The following is an 18162-nucleotide window of genomic DNA, read 5'->3' on the forward strand; positions in this document are numbered from 1 at the left end:
GTGCAGACTTTTGTCGCCTGCTTCCTTGCGAATATGGTTTGCCCTGACGCTTACGCTGTCTCTGACGCTGGCCGGTGCCGGTGCCGCCGCTGCGGGGCAGGGGGCGTTGGACACATCTTCGCCGCGGCGTGAAGAACTGGCCATTATGGGGACCATTCCGGTCTATTGGGGTGAAGTGGGGAAATTCGGGGATCTGCTGACAGGCAAGGCGGAACCCCACTGGGCAAGAGCGGTGCTGGAAGAGCGTTATCGGCTCGAACCGCTCAGCACGCTCAGCGCAGAAAACCTGGAAGGCAAGCGCATTTTGTTGCTCGCGCAACCGCGCCCGCTGGCTCCTTCTGAAAATGTCGCGCTGGATGACTGGGTGCGCTCGGGCGGTCATTTGCTGCTTTTTGCCGATCCGATGATGACCGGTCATTCCGCCTTTCCCATCGGGGATAAACGGCGTCCGCAGGATGTCATTTTGCTGTCCCCGATACTCGCCCGCTGGGGTTTGCAGCTTCATTTCGACGACCTTCAGCCTGAAGGCCCCTCCGAAATAGTCGATGGCGCAATATCGCTTCCGGTTAATCTTCCCGGCTTTTTCAGTCTGTTGAACACGAATCGCGCAGCGCCTGCGCAATGCACTCTGGCGCAGGATGGGGTGCTGGCGGAATGCGCGATCGGGGAAGGGCGAGTCGTGATCTGGGCTGACGGGGCTGTGCTGGATCATACTTTGGCAGCGTGTACGGCCCCTGCTGCGCTGCGCTATCTGACGAATCTCGCATACGGGAAAGTGCGGGAAGCGAGTGAACGGAATGGCCCGATCGGGGATATTGCGGGAGATCATCGTGCAGTGATCGGGGATGCTGCGGGATATCCCGTAAAAGCGACCGATTCAGGGGCTGTTACAAGGGGGTGTAAGACTTAAGTAACCATCATAAAGTTTAATAAAAACAATAATTTATATTCATATCCCCGAATATCCCGTGTTTTCCCCTTCCATCCCGTCTCCAGTCGGGGTAAGACTTGCCTTATCGGGCAAGTTTCTTGGCATGCGCTCATGAGCTGAGTGTCGGGCCGTGTGGTCGCACGCGCCTTGCGGAGAAGCTCTGTGCCGATGGTGTGTAACCAGGGTAGGAAACAGGGGCGCAGGCTCAGTGGCCGAGACGCAGCCAATTGGATATAGCGGGCAAGCTTTTTCGCTTCGGGGCGAGAAGAGCCGCTATGTGCTGCCGCCCGCTTTCCGCAAACCCGTTACCGAATCGAGCGATGGCCGCATCCTTTGCCTTGCCAAGCATGAACGCTGGAATTGCCTGACTGGCTTTGGCCTAAGTCGCCGCGGTGAGCTGGAAACCCAGATCGACCGCGAAGAAGAACGCGCATTGCGCCTCGGTCGTGATTTCGACCGCGATATGCGGGCGATGCAGCTTTATGGTTTTTCCCAACTGCCTTTCGACGCCAGCGGTCGCTTCGTGATGCCCGATCACCTCGCGGAACTGGGGCGGCTCGAAAAAGGTGTGTTCTTTCAGGGGGCTGGTAGCTTTTTCCTGCTGTGGAACCCGGAGGAACTCTATCAGATGGGGCCGGGCTGGGAGCCTGCTCAGGCAGCCTGCCGTCAGCTCGAAACGGAAAACGCAGCCAGGGGGAAAAAGGCATGAACGCGCCGCATATCCCCGTCCTGCTCGATGAAGTAGTGGCCGCTCTGGCGCCGAAACCGGGTGATGTCATCGTCGATGCCACATTCGGTGCGGGCGGCTATACGCGCGCTTTGCTCGATGCGGGCGCCACCGTCCATGCTTTTGACCGCGATCCCGATGCGATTGCGGCGGGGCACCAATGGAGCGAAACCCAGACAACGCCGCCGCGACTGATCCTGCATCCGCGCCGTTTCTCCGAAATGGCCGAGAGTCTTGCCGGGCAAGGTGTCGAAAAGGTGGATGGCCTGACAATGGATATCGGCGTGTCGTCCATGCAGCTCGATCAGGCAGGGCGCGGTTTTGCTTTCTCGCAGGACGGGCCGCTCGACATGCGGATGAGTCAGGATGGCGAAAGCGCGGCCGATTTTCTTAACAATGCCGATGAAAGTCTGATTGCCGATGTGCTTTACCAGTACGGTGAAGAGCGTCAGTCGCGTCGTGTGGCACGGGCGATTGTCGCGGCGCGCCCGCTGGAAACGACTGCGCAGCTGGCGCAGGTGGTTCGCAAGGCGCTGGGCTATCGTCCTGGCGCGCCCAAGGATCCGGCGACCCGCAGTTTTCAGGCCATTCGTATTCACGTGAATGCCGAGCTGGACGAACTGACAGCCGGTCTGCGTGCGGCAGAGCATGTGCTGCGGCCCGGCGGGCGGCTGGCCGTTGTCAGTTTTCACAGCCTTGAAGACCGCATTGTGAAGCGTTTTTTGCGCGATGCGTCGGGCGGCAATGCCCGCGGATCGCGCCATATGCCGCTGGTGGCCGATCGGACACAGGCGGTGTTCGCCGATGTTTCCAAAGCCATCCGCCCATCCGACAGTGAAACAGACAGAAATCCACGTGCACGCTCCGCAACCCTGCGCAGCGCGAGACGCACGACAGCACCGATAAGGGAGGTCGCATGACATCGCAAAGCCGCATTCGCCGTATTGGCTGGATCGCTGTGCTGGCCTTATGCACGGGGCTCTATCTGATGCTGCATCTGAAAGTGCATGCCGTGCGCAGCGATGTCGTGCGTGCGGAACGGCAGATCGTTAGTCTCGAAAATGCTAAATTACTGCTGGAAACCGAATTCGAAACGCGGGCCAGTCAGCAGCAACTGGCCAATTGGAACCGGCTCGAATTTGGCTATCGCGCGCCCAGTGCAGGGCAGTTCATCGAAAATGAACGGCAACTGGCGAGCCTCGGTACGCCGCGAGCTGTCGGAGCACCTGAACCGATCCGGGTGGCGCGCAATGGCGATGCCGATGGCGCACCGCCATTCCCGCAATTCGTCTCGCCGCTAACCGGCAAGCCGGTAGATGAGAAGATTATCGCGCCGGGCGGGCAGCATGGCCGGGCTTCGGGAAGTCCTCTCGGTGATAGCGGCCCAATGCGAATTGCGCTGGGCGCTGTGGCGGGAGGCGGTACTGAATGACCGCACTGACAGCGAGTGCTGCCTTGGGCAAGGGCCGGGTTCGGCTCGTTAATATCAAACAGCATTCGCTGCTGACCGCCCGCCTGCGGGTGCTCATCATCATCGTCGTTTTTACTCTGGTCGCCTGTGCGGCCCTTTTTCGTCTTGCCTATATCGGCATCGTCCAGCCTGCGCCGCAGACCCGCTCCATGGCCGAAGCGCTGCTGCCTTCCCGCGGGGAAATCACCGATCGCAACGGTGTGCCGCTGGCGCGCGCCTTCCCGGCCTATGCCTTGTGGTATAATCCCCGGGCGATGGGGGACGATGGTTCCCCACTGGTGAAATCGCCCGAAGAAGTCGCCGCGCGGCTCAAGGCGATTTTTCCCGATCTCGATGAAGAGGATGTCGCTGAACGGCTGGCGTCGGGCAAAGCAGGCTATCTGCGTCGCCGGGTACTGCCCGAAGAAGCCAATCAGGTCCACGAAATCGGCGAAGTTGCGCTCGAACTGCCACAGGAGAAGGACCGCTATTACCCGCAGGGAGAAATGGCAGCACATATTCTCGGCTATGTCGCAGCCGACGGGCATGGGCGTGTGGGTATGGAGCAGGTGCTCGACAAGCAACTGACCGATCCGGCAACGCGTTCTGCACCGCAGAAGCTGTCGATCGACACAAGGGTGCAGGGTGCTCTGGAAGACGAGCTGCGTCGCGGTATGCTGATGGTGGATGCGGTGGGGGCCGCGGGTATCGTCCTCGATGTCGATACGGGTGAAGTCATGGCGCTCGCTTCGCTGCCCGAATTCGATCCCAACAAGATCGATGCGGAAGGCGAGAAGAACATGTTCAACCGGGTGACCAATCAGGTCTATGAACTCGGTTCGACCTTCAAGCCGCTGACTGTGGCGGCAGCGATCGACGATGGCGTCATCACCGATCTTTCGCGCCGCTATCAGTCACGCAAGCCGCTGGCGATCGGTGGATTTCACATCAAGGACAGCCATCCGATGGGCGACACGCTTAATGTCCCCGAAGCGCTGATCCATTCGTCCAATATCGTCACCGCGCAGATTGCCGACCGGCTGGGCGCAGCGCGGCTGAAGAAAACACTGGCTGAGCTCGGTATGAATGAACGGCCCTATATCGAACTGCCCGCGCGCGGCTTTCCGATCTGGCAGAAATCCGACTGGAGCCGGCTGCGGGCGATGACGGTGAGCTATGGCCATGGTGTGGCTGTGACGCCACTGCATCTTGCCTCTGCCTATGCGGCGATGGTGAATGGCGGAATCTGGCGCCCGGCCACCCTGCTCAAGGTCAAGCCTGGAGAAGCTGCGCGCGGGCGGCGCGTCTTCAAGGCCAGCACCAGCGCGCGGATGAACCAGTTGCTGCGAATGGTCTCGGTCTATGGCACGGGACGCAGCGCCGATGCACCCGGTTTTCGTGTGGGTGGCAAGACCGGTTCGGCTGAAAAGCCGGGCAAGGGAGGTTATCGCCATCACACGCTGGTTTCGACCTTCGCCGCCGCTTTCCCGATGGACAAGCCGCGCTATGTCGTGATTGCCATGCTGGATGAGCCCAAAGGGACGCAGGCGAGCTCCTATCAGCGCACCGCAGCATGGAACGCTGCCCCGATTGTCGGGCGACTTGTCCCCCGAATTGGTCCCATGCTGGGGGTGAAGCCGGACAGTTCACGCGATATTGACCTCTCCGATCTGAAGCCGCTCGTGCATGGAGGTGAGTGATGAAGCTGGCGAAGCTGTTGCAGCTTGCGGGACGCGATGAGGAGCCCGGTTCCGATCGCCAGGTGACGGGCTTTGCCATCGATAACCGGAAAGTCGCACCGGGTACCGTGTTCGGGGCGTTTCAGGGCGCCAGAGCCAATGGTGAAGATTTCATTCCCGCTGCGATAGCTGCCGGAGCCATTGCCGTGGTGGCGCGGCCTGAAGCGAGCGTGGAAGGCGCGCTGCATATAGCCGATGATGAACCGCGCCGGGCTTTCGCTCTGCTGGCGGCGCAATTCTTTCGTCCTGTGCCGGACACTATCGTGGCGGTGACCGGGACCAACGGCAAAACTTCTACAGCGGAAATGACGCGCCAGATCTGGCGCATGACGGGCGAACGCGCGGCTTCTATCGGGACGCTGGGCGTTACGACGCCCGATGAAAGTGTCTCCACCGGCCTTACCACGCCCGATATTGTGACATTCCTCTCCAATATGACAGGTCTGGCGCGCGAAGGGGTCAGCCATGTGGCGTATGAAGCTTCGAGCCACGGGCTTTCGCAATTCCGCAATGAAGGGTTGCCGGTCAAAGCGGGTGCTTTCACCAATCTCAGCCGCGATCACCTCGATTATCATGCCGATATGGAGGAATATTTCGCAGCCAAAATGCGTCTGTTCGATGAAGTGATTGTGGATGATGGTGTGGCGGTCATCTGGGCTGATGACGACTGGTCGGCCAGAGCGATTGCCCGGGCCGAAAAACGCGGCCTGACCGTGTTAACGGTGGGGCATCGCGGGCAGCATATCCGCCTCATCGGACAAAGCGCCGGGCAATTGGGGCAGGAACTGACGCTGGCTTTCAGGGGTGAGGAGCGGACTGTCAGATTGTCGCTGATCGGTGCCTATCAGATCGCCAATGCGCTGGTCGCAGCAGGCCTCTGTATTGCAACCGGGAGCGACCCCGAACGGGTCTTCGACGCACTGGATCGGTTGCAGCCGGTTCGCGGCCGGCTGGAGCGCGCCGTTATCAGCGCTGCTGGTGCACCCGTCTATGTCGATTATGCGCATACGCCTGATGCGTTGGGCGCCGCCATTCAGGCTTTGCGTCCGCATGTTTCGGGCAAGCTGATCGTCACTTTCGGTGCCGGCGGTGATCGTGACACGGGTAAACGGGCGGCTATGGGGCATATGGCGGCCAGCCTTGCCGATTTCGTGATCGTTACCGACGACAATCCGCGCGGTGAAAATCCTGCAAAGATTCGCGCTCAAGTGCTTGAAGGCGCTGCGGAAGCTGTGGAAATCGGCGACCGAAGGGCAGCAATTTCCGCTGCAATACGTCAGGCAGGTCCTCACGATATTGTTCTGATTGCAGGCAAGGGCCATGAGCAGGGCCAGATCATCGGTTCAGGAGAGACCATGCGTGTGCTGCCATTCGACGATGTGACCGTAGCGCGCGAATGCGCTGCCGAAGCGGGTGGGCAGACATGAACGCGTTGCAGCAGGTTCTCCACTGGCCGCAGCGCGATCGCGATGCACTTTCGACAAGTCTGTGGGATGCGCGGGCGATTGCCGAAGCGACCGGCGGTGTGGCCAGCGGGGATTTCCGCGTAGCGGGTGTCGAAATCGATTCCCGCGATGTGCGCTCCGGCGATCTGTTTTTTGCGTTGAAAGGCGACACGACGGATGGTCATCGTTTTCTCGACAAGGCTTTTGCCAATGGCGCCAGTGCAGCGGTGGTCGATCATCCGATAGACTGGCCGCATATTTTGGTGGACGATACCAACCGGGCGCTTGAGCGGCTGGCCGCTGCTGCCCGTAAGCGGGCGGCAGCCTGCATTATCGGCGTAACCGGATCGGTCGGCAAGACCGGCGTGAAGGAAGCGATTTTTGCTGCGCTTGAACGCTCCAGCCGGGGCAGTGCGCATCGCTCGGTCCGCAGTTACAATAATCATGTCGGCGTGCCGCTCAGTCTCGCGCGGATGCCCTCGCGCAGCACCTACGGCATTTTCGAGATGGGAATGAACCATAAGGGTGAGATTTCTGAACTGACCGTGCAGGTCCGCCCGCATGTGGCGGTCATCACTACGATCGCACCGGCCCATATTGAAAATCTCGGGTCCGAAGAAGCGATTGCCGACGCCAAGGCGGAAATCTTCGAAGGTCTGGAGCCCGGCGGGACGGCTGTCATTCCAGCCGATAGCCGGCATTTCGAACGGCTGCGCGAAGCTGCCCTTGCGCGCGGCATACGGGTGATGGGATTCGGACGGGCCGATCATGCCGATATTCGCCTGCTCGATGCAATTCCCGCAGCCAATGGCGGCTCGCTGGTCACGGCTGCGTTGGGCGATGAGAGGCTGTGCTACAGCGTGGCCGAGCCGGGTGAGCACTGGGTGGCCAATTCGCTCGCGGTCATGGGGGCGGTGAAAGCGGCCGGGGGCGATCTTGGTGCAGCGGGGCTGGCTCTGTCTGAAATGGGAGGGCTGAAAGGGCGTGGCGCAAGGCACAAAATTCAGGCGCCGGGCGGCCATGCCCTGTTCATCGATGAAAGCTATAACGCGAACCCGGCGTCGATGCGTGCCACTCTTGCACAATTGGGGCAAACACCTGCCTCACGCCGTATCGTTGTTCTGGGGGCCATGAAGGAATTAGGTGATTTTGCTGAAGGGTTTCATGCGCAGCTTTCCAACCCTTTGCTTCAGGCCAATGTCGATTTTGCGGTGCTGGTGGGTGATGAAATGGCCGCACTGGCACGGGAATTGGGGAGCGAAGCGCAAAAGGCGCTTGGCAAGGCCATCCCCTTTGCCCATTGCGCCGGGCCGGGCGAAGCTATTGCGGCTCTGGAGGAGTTCGGCCTCCTCGCCGGCGATGCCGTTCTCGTAAAAGGATCGAATTCGGTGGGACTGGGGCGCGTCGTCGCGCACTTTACCGCCAGGGAAAGCTGAATGCTCTATTTTCTTGCACAATGGCTTGAGTTTGAAGGAATTCTGAACCTTATCCGGTATCAGACCTTCCGTACCGGCGCGACTTTGCTGACCGCGCTTCTGATCGGTCTGGTGATTGGCCCGCGTTTCATTCTCATGCTCCGGGTCCGGCAGGGCAAGGGCCAGCCGATTCGTGAAGACGGGCCGAAGACCCATCTCGCCAAGCGTGGTACGCCGACCATGGGCGGATTGATGATTCTCATCTCTCTGGCTATCTCCATGCTCCTGTGGATGGATCTGACCAATCCCTTCGTCTGGGCCTGTATGGCGGTGACGCTGGGCTTCGGGCTGATCGGTTTCCTCGACGATTTCGACAAGGTGACCAAGGCCAGCCATAAGGGTGTTTCGGGCAAAGTCCGCCTGTTGATGGAATTTATCGTGGCGGGGATCGCTTCGTGGATCATCGTCAGTCAGCTCAACACCAATCTGTATGTGCCCTTCTTTTCCGACCGGGCGATTCCGCTAGGGCCGTTTTATTACGTTTTTGCCGCTTTTGTGATTGTTGGAGCGGGCAATGCTGTCAATCTGACGGACGGGCTGGACGGGCTGGCTACTATGCCGGTCATCATTGCAGCGGGCACTTTTGCCATCATCTGCTATCTGGTGGGGCGTGTGGACTATTCCGAATATCTCGGCATTCCCTATGTTCCGGGCGCGGGCGAACTGGCGATTCTGTGCGCAGGGATTATGGGGGCAGGGCTGGCCTTTTTGTGGTTCAACGCGCCGCCTGCCGCTGTGTTTATGGGCGATACGGGCAGTCTTGCACTTGGCGGCGCGCTTGGGGCCATCGCCGTGGCAGCGCATCACGAAATCGTGCTCGCCATTGTGGGCGGTCTGTTCGTACTGGAGGCCGCATCGGTTATCATTCAGGTGTTCTTCTTCAAACGAACCGGAAAGCGGATTTTCCGCATGGCACCGATCCATCACCATTTCGAACAGCTTGGCTGGGCGGAAAGCACAGTGGTTATCCGTTTCTGGATCGTCTCCATAGTGCTGGCTATTCTCGGTCTTGCCACACTGAAGCTGAGGTAACGGGGCAGAAGTGATCACGTCACGCGCCTTTTCCGGAAAACATTACGCGGTCCTCGGGCTCGCGCGATCCGGGCTGGCCGTGGTGGATGCTCTGCTGGCGAGCGGCGCGCAGGTGACTGCGTGGGATCGGCAGGACAATGCCCGCGATCAGGTGGCGGGCCGGGCGACACTGGCCGATCCGCTGGACATTGACCTGCGGATGGTCGATGCGGTGATCGTGTCTCCGGGGGTGCCGCTCAACCGGCATCCGATTGCTCAAAAGGCGCGCGATGCAGGTGTGCCGCTCATCGGCGATATCGAATTATTCGCGCAGGCTCGTGCCGATCTGCCGTCGCATCGGGTGGTGGGCATTACCGGGACGAATGGCAAATCCACCACGACGGCTTTGCTGCATCATCTGTTCGATCATGCGGGTGTGCCTGTAAGGATGGGAGGCAATATCGGTCTGCCTGTCATGGGGGAAAAACCGCTTGAGCCCAATGCACAAGGGGCCGGTGTCTATGTGCTCGAACTGTCGAGCTATCAGATCGATCTCACCCGTACACTGGCCTGCGATGGCGCGGCGCTGACCAATATTACACCCGACCATCTCGACCGGTATGACGGATTCGCCGGATATGCCGCCAGCAAGGCGCGTCTGTTCGCTATGCAGCGCGCCGGGCAGTTCGCTGTTTTCGGTTGTGCCGATCCGGAAACCTGTGCCGTGCAGCAGGCCGAAGCGGCGCGACGTCCCGAAGGGCGGGCGGTTTGCGCGGCCGCGGGCCCATGGGCGGATATGCAATGCCAGTGGCCATCGCTGCAAGGGCCGCATAATCTCCAGAATGCTGTTATTGCCATCGCTATGGCGCGTGAAATGGGGCTGTCCGACGGTCAGATCGCCAACGGGCTCGCATCGTTTCGCGGGCTTCCGCACCGGATGGAACGTATCGCCGAGCATGACGGCATTCTCTATATCAATGACAGCAAAGCGACCAATCCGGCTTCTACTGCCCCGGCGCTGGCCGCTTTCCCGCCCGATCCGGATAAGCGGATTCACTGGATTTGCGGCGGTCTGCCCAAATCGGACAATCTCGATGAATGCGCAGCGGCTTTCGGGAATGTCGCGGCGGCCTATACGATCGGCGATGCCGGGGCGCTATTTGCCCGTTTGCTCGAACCGGTCATGCCCGTTCAGCGTTGCGAGATGCTTTTCGAGGCGGTCAATCGCGCCCATGCTGCGGCGAAGCCCGGCGATGTGATCCTGTTTTCACCTGCCTGCGCCAGTTTCGATCAGTTTCGCGACTACGAAGTACGCGGAGATACATTCCGCGCAATCGTCGAGAGTATGACAGGAGGTGTGGAGAATGCGCCCGGCTTTGTCGGGAGGTCCCCGGCATGAATTCCGCCAGGCCCTATATTCCTCGCATGGGTGAAAGGGCTGCGGCGAGACACAGCTTTCCGCAGAACCGCAAAACCTATGTTAAGATCTGGTGGCGTGAAGTCGACCGGGTGCTGATCGGCCTTGTCCTGGCGTTGATGGCGATTGGTTCGGTTGCCGTTGCAGCGGCGTCACCCGCCAGCGCACGGCGTCTCTCTACGGCCCATGCCGATCTGGGCGATCTTTATTTCTTCTGGCTCCATCTGCGCTGGCAGGCGCTGGCTATCGCCGTAATGTTGTGCGTCTCTATGATACCGCGCGAATGGGCGCGGCGCCTGTCGATTTTGCTGGGGGCGGCTATGCTGGTTGCGCTGGTGCTGGTGCCCTTTATCGGCGTGGAAGTGAATGGCGCGCGCCGCTGGCTCAATCTGGGTATCGGTTTTCAGCCGAGCGAATTCCTCAAGCCCGCTTTTGCGATTATAACCGCGTGGATCCTTTCCTGGCGGATACGCGATCCCAACTTGCCGGTGATCTATATTAGCGGCGCATTGCTTGGTCTGGTGGCGGCTTTCATGATGATGCAGCCCAATCTGGGCGACACGATTCTGTTTGTCGGTTGCTGGCTGGTCATGGTGATGCTCGCCGGGCTTCCCTTGCAGCGTATCGTCTGGCTGATGGGGGCAGGTGTGGGGCTGCTTGCCACGGCCTATCTCTTCTACGATAATGCGCGCCATCGCATCGATGCTTTTCTGGGCGGGGGTACCGCTTTCGATCAGGTCGATCTGGCCCGGCGCACACTGATGGCCGGCGGGTGGACCGGTACGGGCCTGTGGCTCGGCACACGGAAAATGAGCCTGCCCGAAGCGCATACGGACTACATCTTCTCGGTTATCGGGGAAGAATTCGGTCTGCTGGTATGCGGCGTGGTCGTGCTGGTCTATCTTGCGATCGTGCTGCGGGTGCTGATCCGGCTGGTGGAGGAAGACGACCTGTTCACCATTCTGGCGGCGACCGGCCTGATTACACTTTTCGGGGGGCAGGCCTTCATCAATATTCTCGTCAATCTGCAACTTTTCCCGTCCAAGGGGATGACGCTGCCATTGGTGAGCTATGGGGGCTCTTCGACCATCGCGCAATGTTTCACCATCGGCTTGCTTCTGGCGGTGACACGGCGCAATCCGTTCCTTACGCGCGCGAAATTCTCTCTGCGCGCTGCCATGGAAAAGAGACCTGTTGCATGAATAGTGCATCGAAACATTTTGTTCTTGCTGCCGGCGGAACGGGTGGCCATCTGACGCCCGCTTTTGCGCTCGCTTATGAGCTGGAGAGGCGCGGCCACCATATTGCGCTGATTACCGACCGGCGCGGTGCAGAGATACCCGGCAAACCCGATTTCCTGCCTGCCCATGTGCTGCCGGCGGGGCGCTTCGGGAAGAATCCGCTCAAATGGATCAAGGGGGCGTCTGCGGTGATGGAAGGCCGCCGAATGGCACTGCGCCTGTTCGAAAGTTTCGAACCGAGCGCTCTGGTCGGCTTTGGTGGCTATCCGGCACTGCCTGCCTTGCTGGCTGCGCGATCGGCCGGTCTGCCAAGCGTCATTCACGAACAGAATGCCGTGCTGGGCCGGGTCAATCGTTTGCTGGCAGGAACGGTCGATGCGATTGCGACTGCCTATCCCGAGGTGGACCGGTTGCAGTCTAAATTTGCCGATAAGGTACATTTGGTGGGCAATCCAGTGCGCCCGGCGGTGCTGGCGCTGCGCGAAGAGCCGTTTCCACCCTTTACCGAGGATGGCCTGCTGCGTGTGCTGGTGACGGGAGGCAGCCAGGGCGCGCGGATACTGTCGCAGGTCGTGCCCGACGGTCTGGCAATGCTTCCTCCGGCTTTGCGCGCGCGGCTGCAGGTGACGCAGCAATGCCGCCCGGAAGATCTCGAAGCCGTTCGGGAGCGTTATGCCACCCATGATATTCCGGCCGAGCTGGCCACTTATTTCGAAGATATGGAAACCCGGCTGGCCGATGCGCATCTGTTTATCGGCCGTGCAGGCGCTTCCACCATTGCCGAACTGACGGCGGTGGGCCGGCCTGCCATCCTCGTGCCGTTGCCCATTGCGACCGATGACCATCAGGCCGTCAACACACGGGAAATGGTCAAAGCAGGGGGCGCGCGGTCTATTCGCCAGCCCAGTTTCACCGGCAAGGAACTGGCCAAACAGATTCAGGCTATGGCCCAGCACCCTGAAACGCTTGCCAATGCTGCGCATGCTGCCTGGAATTGCGGTCGTCCCGATGCTGCCGAGAAGCTTGCCGATCTGGTCGAGAGTTTCGGAGGTGCGCCGATTCAGGATGTTATCCGGGTTAGCGGAGATACGGCTTCGGCCGTTCGGGCAGGTGTCAGAAGTGCGGTTGCGACACGGAGTGCCAGCGAATGAAGGGTGTCGGAATCGATATTGGCACGATCCATTTTGTCGGTATTGGCGGCATCGGTATGTCGGGCATCGCCGAAGTAATGCATAATCTCGGCTATAGCGTGCAAGGCTCTGATATTGCTGAAGGCGCGAGTGTGCAGCGCCTGCGCCAGCGAGGTATTCCGATCTATATCGGCCATACCGGAGACAATGTTGCCGGCGTAGCCGTGGTGGTGACGTCCACGGCGGTAAAGCGTGATAATCCTGAAGTCGTCGCAGCGCTGGAAGGGCGCATACCTGTGGTACGCCGGGCTGAAATGCTGGCCGAACTGATGCGTCTCAAAAATACCGTGGCCGTAGCCGGTACGCATGGGAAAACCACCACCACCAGCATGATCGCCGCCCTGCTCGATGCGGGCGGGGTCGATCCCACAGTCATCAATGGCGGCGTGATCGAGAGCTATGGCTCCAATGCGCGTATCGGCGATAGTGACTGGATGGTGGTGGAAGCCGACGAAAGCGATGGTAGCTTTTTGCGGCTTGACGGCACGATTGCGGTGGTCACCAATATCGATCCCGAACATCTCGACCATTACGGCAGTTTTGACAAGGTGAAGGAAGCCTTCGTCGAATTTATCGAGAATGTGCCTTTCTACGGCGCGGCGATGCTGTGCATCGATCACCCGGAAGTGCAGGGCGTCATTTCCAAAGTGCGGGACCGCCGGGTCATTACTTACGGTTTTTCCGCTCAGGCCGATGTGCGGGGCGACAATGTACGCCCGCATGAAGGTGGTAATCGCTTCGATGCCGTTATCCGCGAAAGGAACGGGTCTTTGCGGCGGATCGAGAATATCGATTTGCCGATGCCGGGGCGCCATAATGTTCAGAACGCGCTGGCCGCCGTTGCGGTGGCGCTGGAATTGGGCTGTGCCGAAGATACGATCCGCACCGGCTTCGGCAAATTTAGCGGTGTTCGCCGACGCTTTACCCGGATGGGTGAAGTCGGCGGCGCTACGGTGATTGACGATTATGCGCATCATCCGGTGGAAATCCGCGCTGTGCTTTCTGCAGCGCGCGAAGCGGCAACCAATCGTGTGATCGCGGTCATGCAGCCGCATCGCTATACCCGCCTGCACGATTTGATGGACGATTTTCAGGGCTCCTTCAACGATGCCGATACGGTGTTTGTGACTCCGGTCTATCCGGCCGGTGAAGTGCCCATCGAAGGGGCGGATGCCGATCATCTGGTTGCCGGGCTAAAAGATCGCGGCCATCGTTCTGCCCGGAGTATTGCCGGGCCGGAAGCTCTGGCCGAACAACTGGCACAGGACATTCAGCCCGGTGACATGATCGTCTGTCTCGGGGCAGGGGATATCACCAAATGGGCCGCAGGTCTTGCGGCAGCGATTACCACCCGGCGGGAGCAGGCCGCATGATGCAGCATGGTGACCGGATAGCCAGCGGCGTTTGTCAGGCGCCGGGATCGGGCGAGGCGCCCGCGCCCGACAGTTTTATTCCGCAGAATATCCGGGGCAAACTGACGCGCAACGCATCGCTTGCGAAGCTGGTCTGGTTCAAAAGCGGCGGCGCGGCGGACTGGCTTTTTGAACCGGCTGATCGTGAAGATCTGATCGCTTTTCTTGAACAGGTCCAGCCGGGCACACCGGTTATGGCGCTGGGACTGGGGTCCAATCTCATTATTCGCGATGGCGGCGTGCCCGGTGTGGTTATCCGCCTTGGCAAAGCGTTTGCCGAGCTGCATGAAAATACCGAAAGTGTTCTGCATTGCGGCGGCGGAGCGAGCGGTATTCTCGTATCTTCCAAAGCGCGCGATGCCGGGATTGCAGGGCTGGAATTTCTACGCGGTATTCCGGGCACCGTGGGCGGTTTCGTACGTATGAATGGCGGCGCCTATGGTCGTGAAGTGGCCGATATTCTGGTCGATTGTGATGTTATTCTGCCGGGCGGTGATTTCGTGACATTGCCCGCTGGCGATCTGCAATATAGTTACCGTCATTCGGCTTTGCCCGAAGGCGCTGTCGTCGTGTCAGCCCGGTTTCAGGGGCAGCCTGGCGATCCCGCAGTGATCGGTGCGGAAATGGACAAAATTGCGCAGGCGCGCGAAGAGAGCCAGCCCTTGCGTACCAAGACGGGCGGCTCCACTTTCAAGAACCCGCCGGGCGAGAAGGCCTGGGCGCTGATCGATGCGGCGGGCTGCCGGGGCCTCACGCTCGGTGGCGCGCAGGTTAGTGAGAAACACACTAATTTCCTCATCAATACGGGCGATGCCACAAGCAGCGATATTGAAGAGCTGGGCGAAGAAGTCCGCCGTCGTGTCGCAGAAAGTCAGGGTGTGACTCTGGAATGGGAAATCAAGCGAGTAGGACGTCCATGAGCAGCACCGTGACCTTGCCGAAAGGCCTTCATATCGTCGTTCTGATGGGGGGCTGGGCCAATGAGCGTGAAGTTTCGCTCATGTCGGGTAATGGTGTGGCCGATGCGCTGGAACAGCGCGGCTATCGCGTGACCCGGATCGATATGGACCATGATGTTGCCGCCCGGATCGCGGAAGCGAAACCTGATGTGGTCTTCAATGCGCTCCATGGCGTGCCCGGAGAAGACGGTACAGTGCAGGGCATGCTCGATCTGATGGGCATTCCCTATACCCATTCGGGCCTCGCCACTTCGGTCATCGCTATCGACAAGGAGCTGACCAAGCAGGCGCTCGTCCCGCATGGCGTGCCGATGCCCGGTGGCCGTATTGTCCGCAGTGCCGACCTTTATGACGGCGATCCGCTGCCGCGGCCTTATGTGCTCAAACCGGTGAACGAAGGGTCTTCGGTTGGCGTGGCGATTGTCACCGATGACAGCAATTTCGGCAATCCGATCGCTCGCGATGCGGGCGGGCCGTGGCAGGAATTCGAAACCCTGCTGGCCGAACCCTATATTCGCGGGCGCGAACTCACGACGGCCGTACTGGGGGACCGCGCTTTGATGGTGACCGAACTGGTCCCTAAATCAGGTTTCTATGATTTCGATGCGAAATATACCGATGGTATGACCGAACATGTCTGCCCGGCGCACATTCCCGACAATATTGCGGAATTGTGCAGGGAATATGCTCTGAAAGCCCATCGTTTACTGGGATGCCGGGGGACGAGCCGGTCCGATTTCCGCTGGGATGACGAGCAGGGTGAGGCGGGCTTGTTCCTGCTTGAAACCAACACGCAGCCGGGCATGACGCCGCTCAGTCTGGTGCCCGAACAGGCGCGCCAATGCGGCATTTCCTATGGTGAACTGGTGGAAATTGTCATTGCCGATGCGCTGACCTTTTTCGCTAAAGCCGGGGGAGGCAGTCCCGCCCCATGAGCCAGACGATCAGCCGGAAAGCAAAAGGGGTAAGGCGGCAGGCCAGAGCGCAGGATACCAAGCGCCAGGTCCGCAAGGCGCGCGCTCAGACGAACAGCTTTCTGGATGCCGTGATGCGGGTTCTGCCCTTCACCGAGCAGCAACTCCATCAGATATTCCTGACCCTGATTCTTATCGGAGCGCTGGCGCTGGCACTGTTTGTCGCCAGCCTTGCCGGGCTGAACACGCTCGCCGAGCAGAAATTCGCCAATATGGCGGCCAGTGCGGGTTTCGAAGTGCAACGCGTTGAAGTGCGCGGTGTTAAACGAATGAACGAACTGAAGGTTTATGAGCGCGTTCTGGGCGAGAAAGACCGCGCCATGCCTCTGCTCGACATTGACGCTGTACGCGACAAGCTGCTCGAACTGAGCTGGGTAAAAGATGCGCGGGTCTCCCGTCAGTTGCCCGATACAGTGGTGATCGACATTGTTGAGCGCACGCCTCATGCGGTGCTGAAGCGCCCGGTCCGTTTGATGCTGATCGACGCAACGGGCCACATGCTTGAGCCTGTTTCGGCCGAAAAGGCGAAAGGGATGCTCAAAATCGGCGGGCCGGGCGCACAGCAGCAGGTGGAAGCCTTGTCGCGCCTGCTCGATGCCGCACCGGCACTGAAACCGCAGGTCGTGGAAGCGCAATGGATCGGCAATCGTCGCTGGAATCTGAAATTCAAAACCGGCCAGATGCTCGCTCTTCCGCAAGGTGAGGAAAAGGGTGCAGGGGCGCTGGTGACATTTGCGAGGCTGGACGGTGTCAACCGTCTGCTGGGCGGGAAAGTGACTTATTTTGATATGCGTACGCCTGATCGCATTTATATGCGCGTGCCAGGGCGGGCTGAAGCGGAGTCCATGAGCACCAGGAAGGAAAACTGATTGGCCAGCCAGCAACGCATTTCGCGCGTGTTCGGCGCGGTTAATATCGGTTCTTTTCGTGTCTCGGCAATCATTGCAGGGATCACCGAAAATGGTGAAATGATCGTGCTCGGCTCGGGGCATCGGGCGGCGCAGGGCATCAAGCGGGGGCATATCGTCGATATGGCATCTGCGACCTATGCCATTCGCGATGCCGTGGAACGGGCGGAAAAGCTTGCGGAAACGGGTGTCTCCTCAGTCTGGATCGGGTTTTCCGGCGCCGGAATGGACAGCCATATCGATCAGGCGGAAATCGAGATCGGCGGGCGCAAGATCGAGGATGACGATATTCGTCATCTGCTCGATGCCGCGCGCGAAGCGCTGGAACCAGATGGGCGCACCGTGCTGCATGCGCAGCCAGCCTTTTATACGATCGACCGTCTGCATGGCGTGTCTCATCCCGCAGGGCTGCATGCTGAGCGTTTGAGCGTGGACGTCCATGTCATGCTGGCGGACGGTGCGCCTTTGCGCAATATCCGGGAAGCGGTGCAAAGCGCCCATCTCGATGTGAACGGCATTATCGCTTCGCCGCTGGCCACGGGCTATGCCTGTCTGACAGTAGAGGAGCGCGATCTGGGTGTGGCACTGGTCGAACTGGGCGCTGAAGTGACCAATGTCGCAGTCTATGTCGGCGGTATGCTGGTGGGGCTGCGGTCCATTCCGATCGGTTCCACCGATATTACCGATGCCATCGCATCGTCATTCGGGATTCGCCGCTTTCAGGCGGAGCGACTCAAATGCGTGTTCGGCTCCGCCATTGCCAGCCCGACCGATCACCGCGAAATGATCCCGGTCAACGGTCCGGGAGAAGACCGGATTGGCCCGATTGCGCGCGGCGCGGATGACAAGAACCGCATTCCGCGTTCGGAACTGATTTCGGTGGTGACCGGACAACTCGATAAACTGATGACCGAAGTGGGCCGGTCTTTGCAGGCAATGGGCTTTTCGGGTCCGCAGGGACAACTGGTTGTGCTTACGGGGGGAGGTGCCGAACTTGCGGGGCTCGCGGACTACGCACAAAGCTCGCTCGGTTGCCCGGTGCGGATCGGCAAACCGCCGCAATTGCGCGGCCTGCCCGAAGCGCACTCGACCCCCGGTTTCGCGACACTGGTTGGGCTTGTATGCTATGCTGTCGAAGGTCCGGCCGATATTCGCACTATGAGCCTTCGCGCAGGCGATCATGCGGGAACTGGCCTGTGGGGCCTGTTGCGGCGTGTCTGGATCGCGATGAAAGAGTATTTTTGATGGCTGCGAGGCGCTTCTCGTTGTGGATAAGGGCATTT

The 18162-nt window shown here is 60.0% G+C and carries 16 protein-coding genes; all 16 read left to right on the plus strand.

Annotation, left to right across the window (positions count from 1 at the left end; translation table 11 throughout):
- Nucleotides 1-10: 10 nt before the first annotated feature.
- The 16 genes from D6851_RS09830 (at nucleotide 11) to ftsA (ending at nucleotide 18124) form a co-directional block, all read left to right on the plus strand.
- Nucleotides 11-910, plus strand: coding sequence for a Gldg family protein (locus tag D6851_RS09830; protein WP_183030049.1), 900 nt, complete (start codon nucleotides 11-13; stop codon nucleotides 908-910).
- 229 nt (nucleotides 911-1139) lie between these two features.
- On the plus strand, nucleotides 1140-1640 hold the full coding sequence (locus D6851_RS09835; protein ID WP_238474024.1) for a division/cell wall cluster transcriptional repressor MraZ: 501 nt from the start codon (nucleotides 1140-1142) through the stop codon (nucleotides 1638-1640).
- Entirely contained in the window at nucleotides 1637-2578 is a 942-nt protein-coding gene (rsmH, locus tag D6851_RS09840) for a 16S rRNA (cytosine(1402)-N(4))-methyltransferase RsmH (protein ID WP_120324698.1), read from the plus strand. Before D6851_RS09835 ends, rsmH begins: the two co-directional genes overlap by 4 nt.
- Nucleotides 2575-3090 carry a hypothetical protein gene (locus D6851_RS09845; protein WP_120324699.1) on the plus strand — a complete coding sequence of 172 codons (516 nt, stop codon included), beginning with the start codon at nucleotides 2575-2577 and terminating at the stop codon, nucleotides 3088-3090. The genes rsmH and D6851_RS09845 overlap by 4 nt, the downstream gene beginning before the upstream one ends.
- Entirely contained in the window at nucleotides 3087-4808 is a 1722-nt protein-coding gene (locus tag D6851_RS09850) for a peptidoglycan D,D-transpeptidase FtsI family protein (RefSeq protein WP_120324700.1), read from the plus strand. The genes D6851_RS09845 and D6851_RS09850 overlap by 4 nt, the downstream gene beginning before the upstream one ends.
- Entirely contained in the window at nucleotides 4808-6274 is a 1467-nt protein-coding gene (locus D6851_RS09855) for a UDP-N-acetylmuramoyl-L-alanyl-D-glutamate--2,6-diaminopimelate ligase (protein WP_120324701.1), read from the plus strand. Before D6851_RS09850 ends, D6851_RS09855 begins: the two co-directional genes overlap by 1 nt.
- Nucleotides 6271-7728: a UDP-N-acetylmuramoyl-tripeptide--D-alanyl-D-alanine ligase gene (locus tag D6851_RS09860; protein ID WP_120324702.1), complete on the plus strand. Its 1458-nt coding sequence runs from the start codon at nucleotides 6271-6273 to the stop codon at nucleotides 7726-7728. Before D6851_RS09855 ends, D6851_RS09860 begins: the two co-directional genes overlap by 4 nt.
- Nucleotides 7729-8799, plus strand: a complete 1071-nt coding sequence (mraY, locus tag D6851_RS09865) for a phospho-N-acetylmuramoyl-pentapeptide-transferase (RefSeq protein WP_120324703.1) — start codon at nucleotides 7729-7731, stop codon at nucleotides 8797-8799. It abuts the gene before it with no gap.
- Between the two features lie 10 nt (nucleotides 8800-8809).
- Nucleotides 8810-10177 carry a UDP-N-acetylmuramoyl-L-alanine--D-glutamate ligase gene (murD, locus tag D6851_RS09870; RefSeq protein WP_120324704.1) on the plus strand — a complete coding sequence of 456 codons (1368 nt, stop codon included), beginning with the start codon at nucleotides 8810-8812 and terminating at the stop codon, nucleotides 10175-10177.
- Nucleotides 10174-11397, plus strand: a complete 1224-nt coding sequence (locus D6851_RS09875; protein WP_120324705.1) for an FtsW/RodA/SpoVE family cell cycle protein — start codon at nucleotides 10174-10176, stop codon at nucleotides 11395-11397. The genes murD and D6851_RS09875 overlap by 4 nt, the downstream gene beginning before the upstream one ends.
- On the plus strand, nucleotides 11394-12587 hold the full coding sequence (murG, locus tag D6851_RS09880) for an undecaprenyldiphospho-muramoylpentapeptide beta-N-acetylglucosaminyltransferase (protein ID WP_120324706.1): 1194 nt from the start codon (nucleotides 11394-11396) through the stop codon (nucleotides 12585-12587). The genes D6851_RS09875 and murG overlap by 4 nt, the downstream gene beginning before the upstream one ends.
- Nucleotides 12584-13999: a UDP-N-acetylmuramate--L-alanine ligase gene (murC, locus tag D6851_RS09885; RefSeq protein WP_120324707.1), complete on the plus strand. Its 1416-nt coding sequence runs from the start codon at nucleotides 12584-12586 to the stop codon at nucleotides 13997-13999. The genes murG and murC overlap by 4 nt, the downstream gene beginning before the upstream one ends.
- Nucleotides 13996-14958, plus strand: coding sequence for a UDP-N-acetylmuramate dehydrogenase (murB, locus tag D6851_RS09890; RefSeq protein WP_238474025.1), 963 nt, complete (start codon nucleotides 13996-13998; stop codon nucleotides 14956-14958). The genes murC and murB overlap by 4 nt, the downstream gene beginning before the upstream one ends.
- Before the next feature lie 8 nt (nucleotides 14959-14966).
- Nucleotides 14967-15932: a D-alanine--D-alanine ligase gene (locus D6851_RS09895; protein ID WP_120324795.1), complete on the plus strand. Its 966-nt coding sequence runs from the start codon at nucleotides 14967-14969 to the stop codon at nucleotides 15930-15932.
- Entirely contained in the window at nucleotides 15929-16840 is a 912-nt protein-coding gene (locus tag D6851_RS09900) for a cell division protein FtsQ/DivIB (RefSeq protein ID WP_120324708.1), read from the plus strand. The genes D6851_RS09895 and D6851_RS09900 overlap by 4 nt, the downstream gene beginning before the upstream one ends.
- Nucleotides 16841-18124: a cell division protein FtsA gene (ftsA, locus tag D6851_RS09905; RefSeq protein ID WP_120324709.1), complete on the plus strand. Its 1284-nt coding sequence runs from the start codon at nucleotides 16841-16843 to the stop codon at nucleotides 18122-18124. It abuts the gene before it with no gap.
- Nucleotides 18125-18162 lie beyond the last annotated feature (38 nt).

This window comes from Altericroceibacterium spongiae, from assembly GCF_003610805.1.
Taxonomy (GTDB): domain Bacteria; phylum Pseudomonadota; class Alphaproteobacteria; order Sphingomonadales; family Sphingomonadaceae; genus Altericroceibacterium; species Altericroceibacterium spongiae.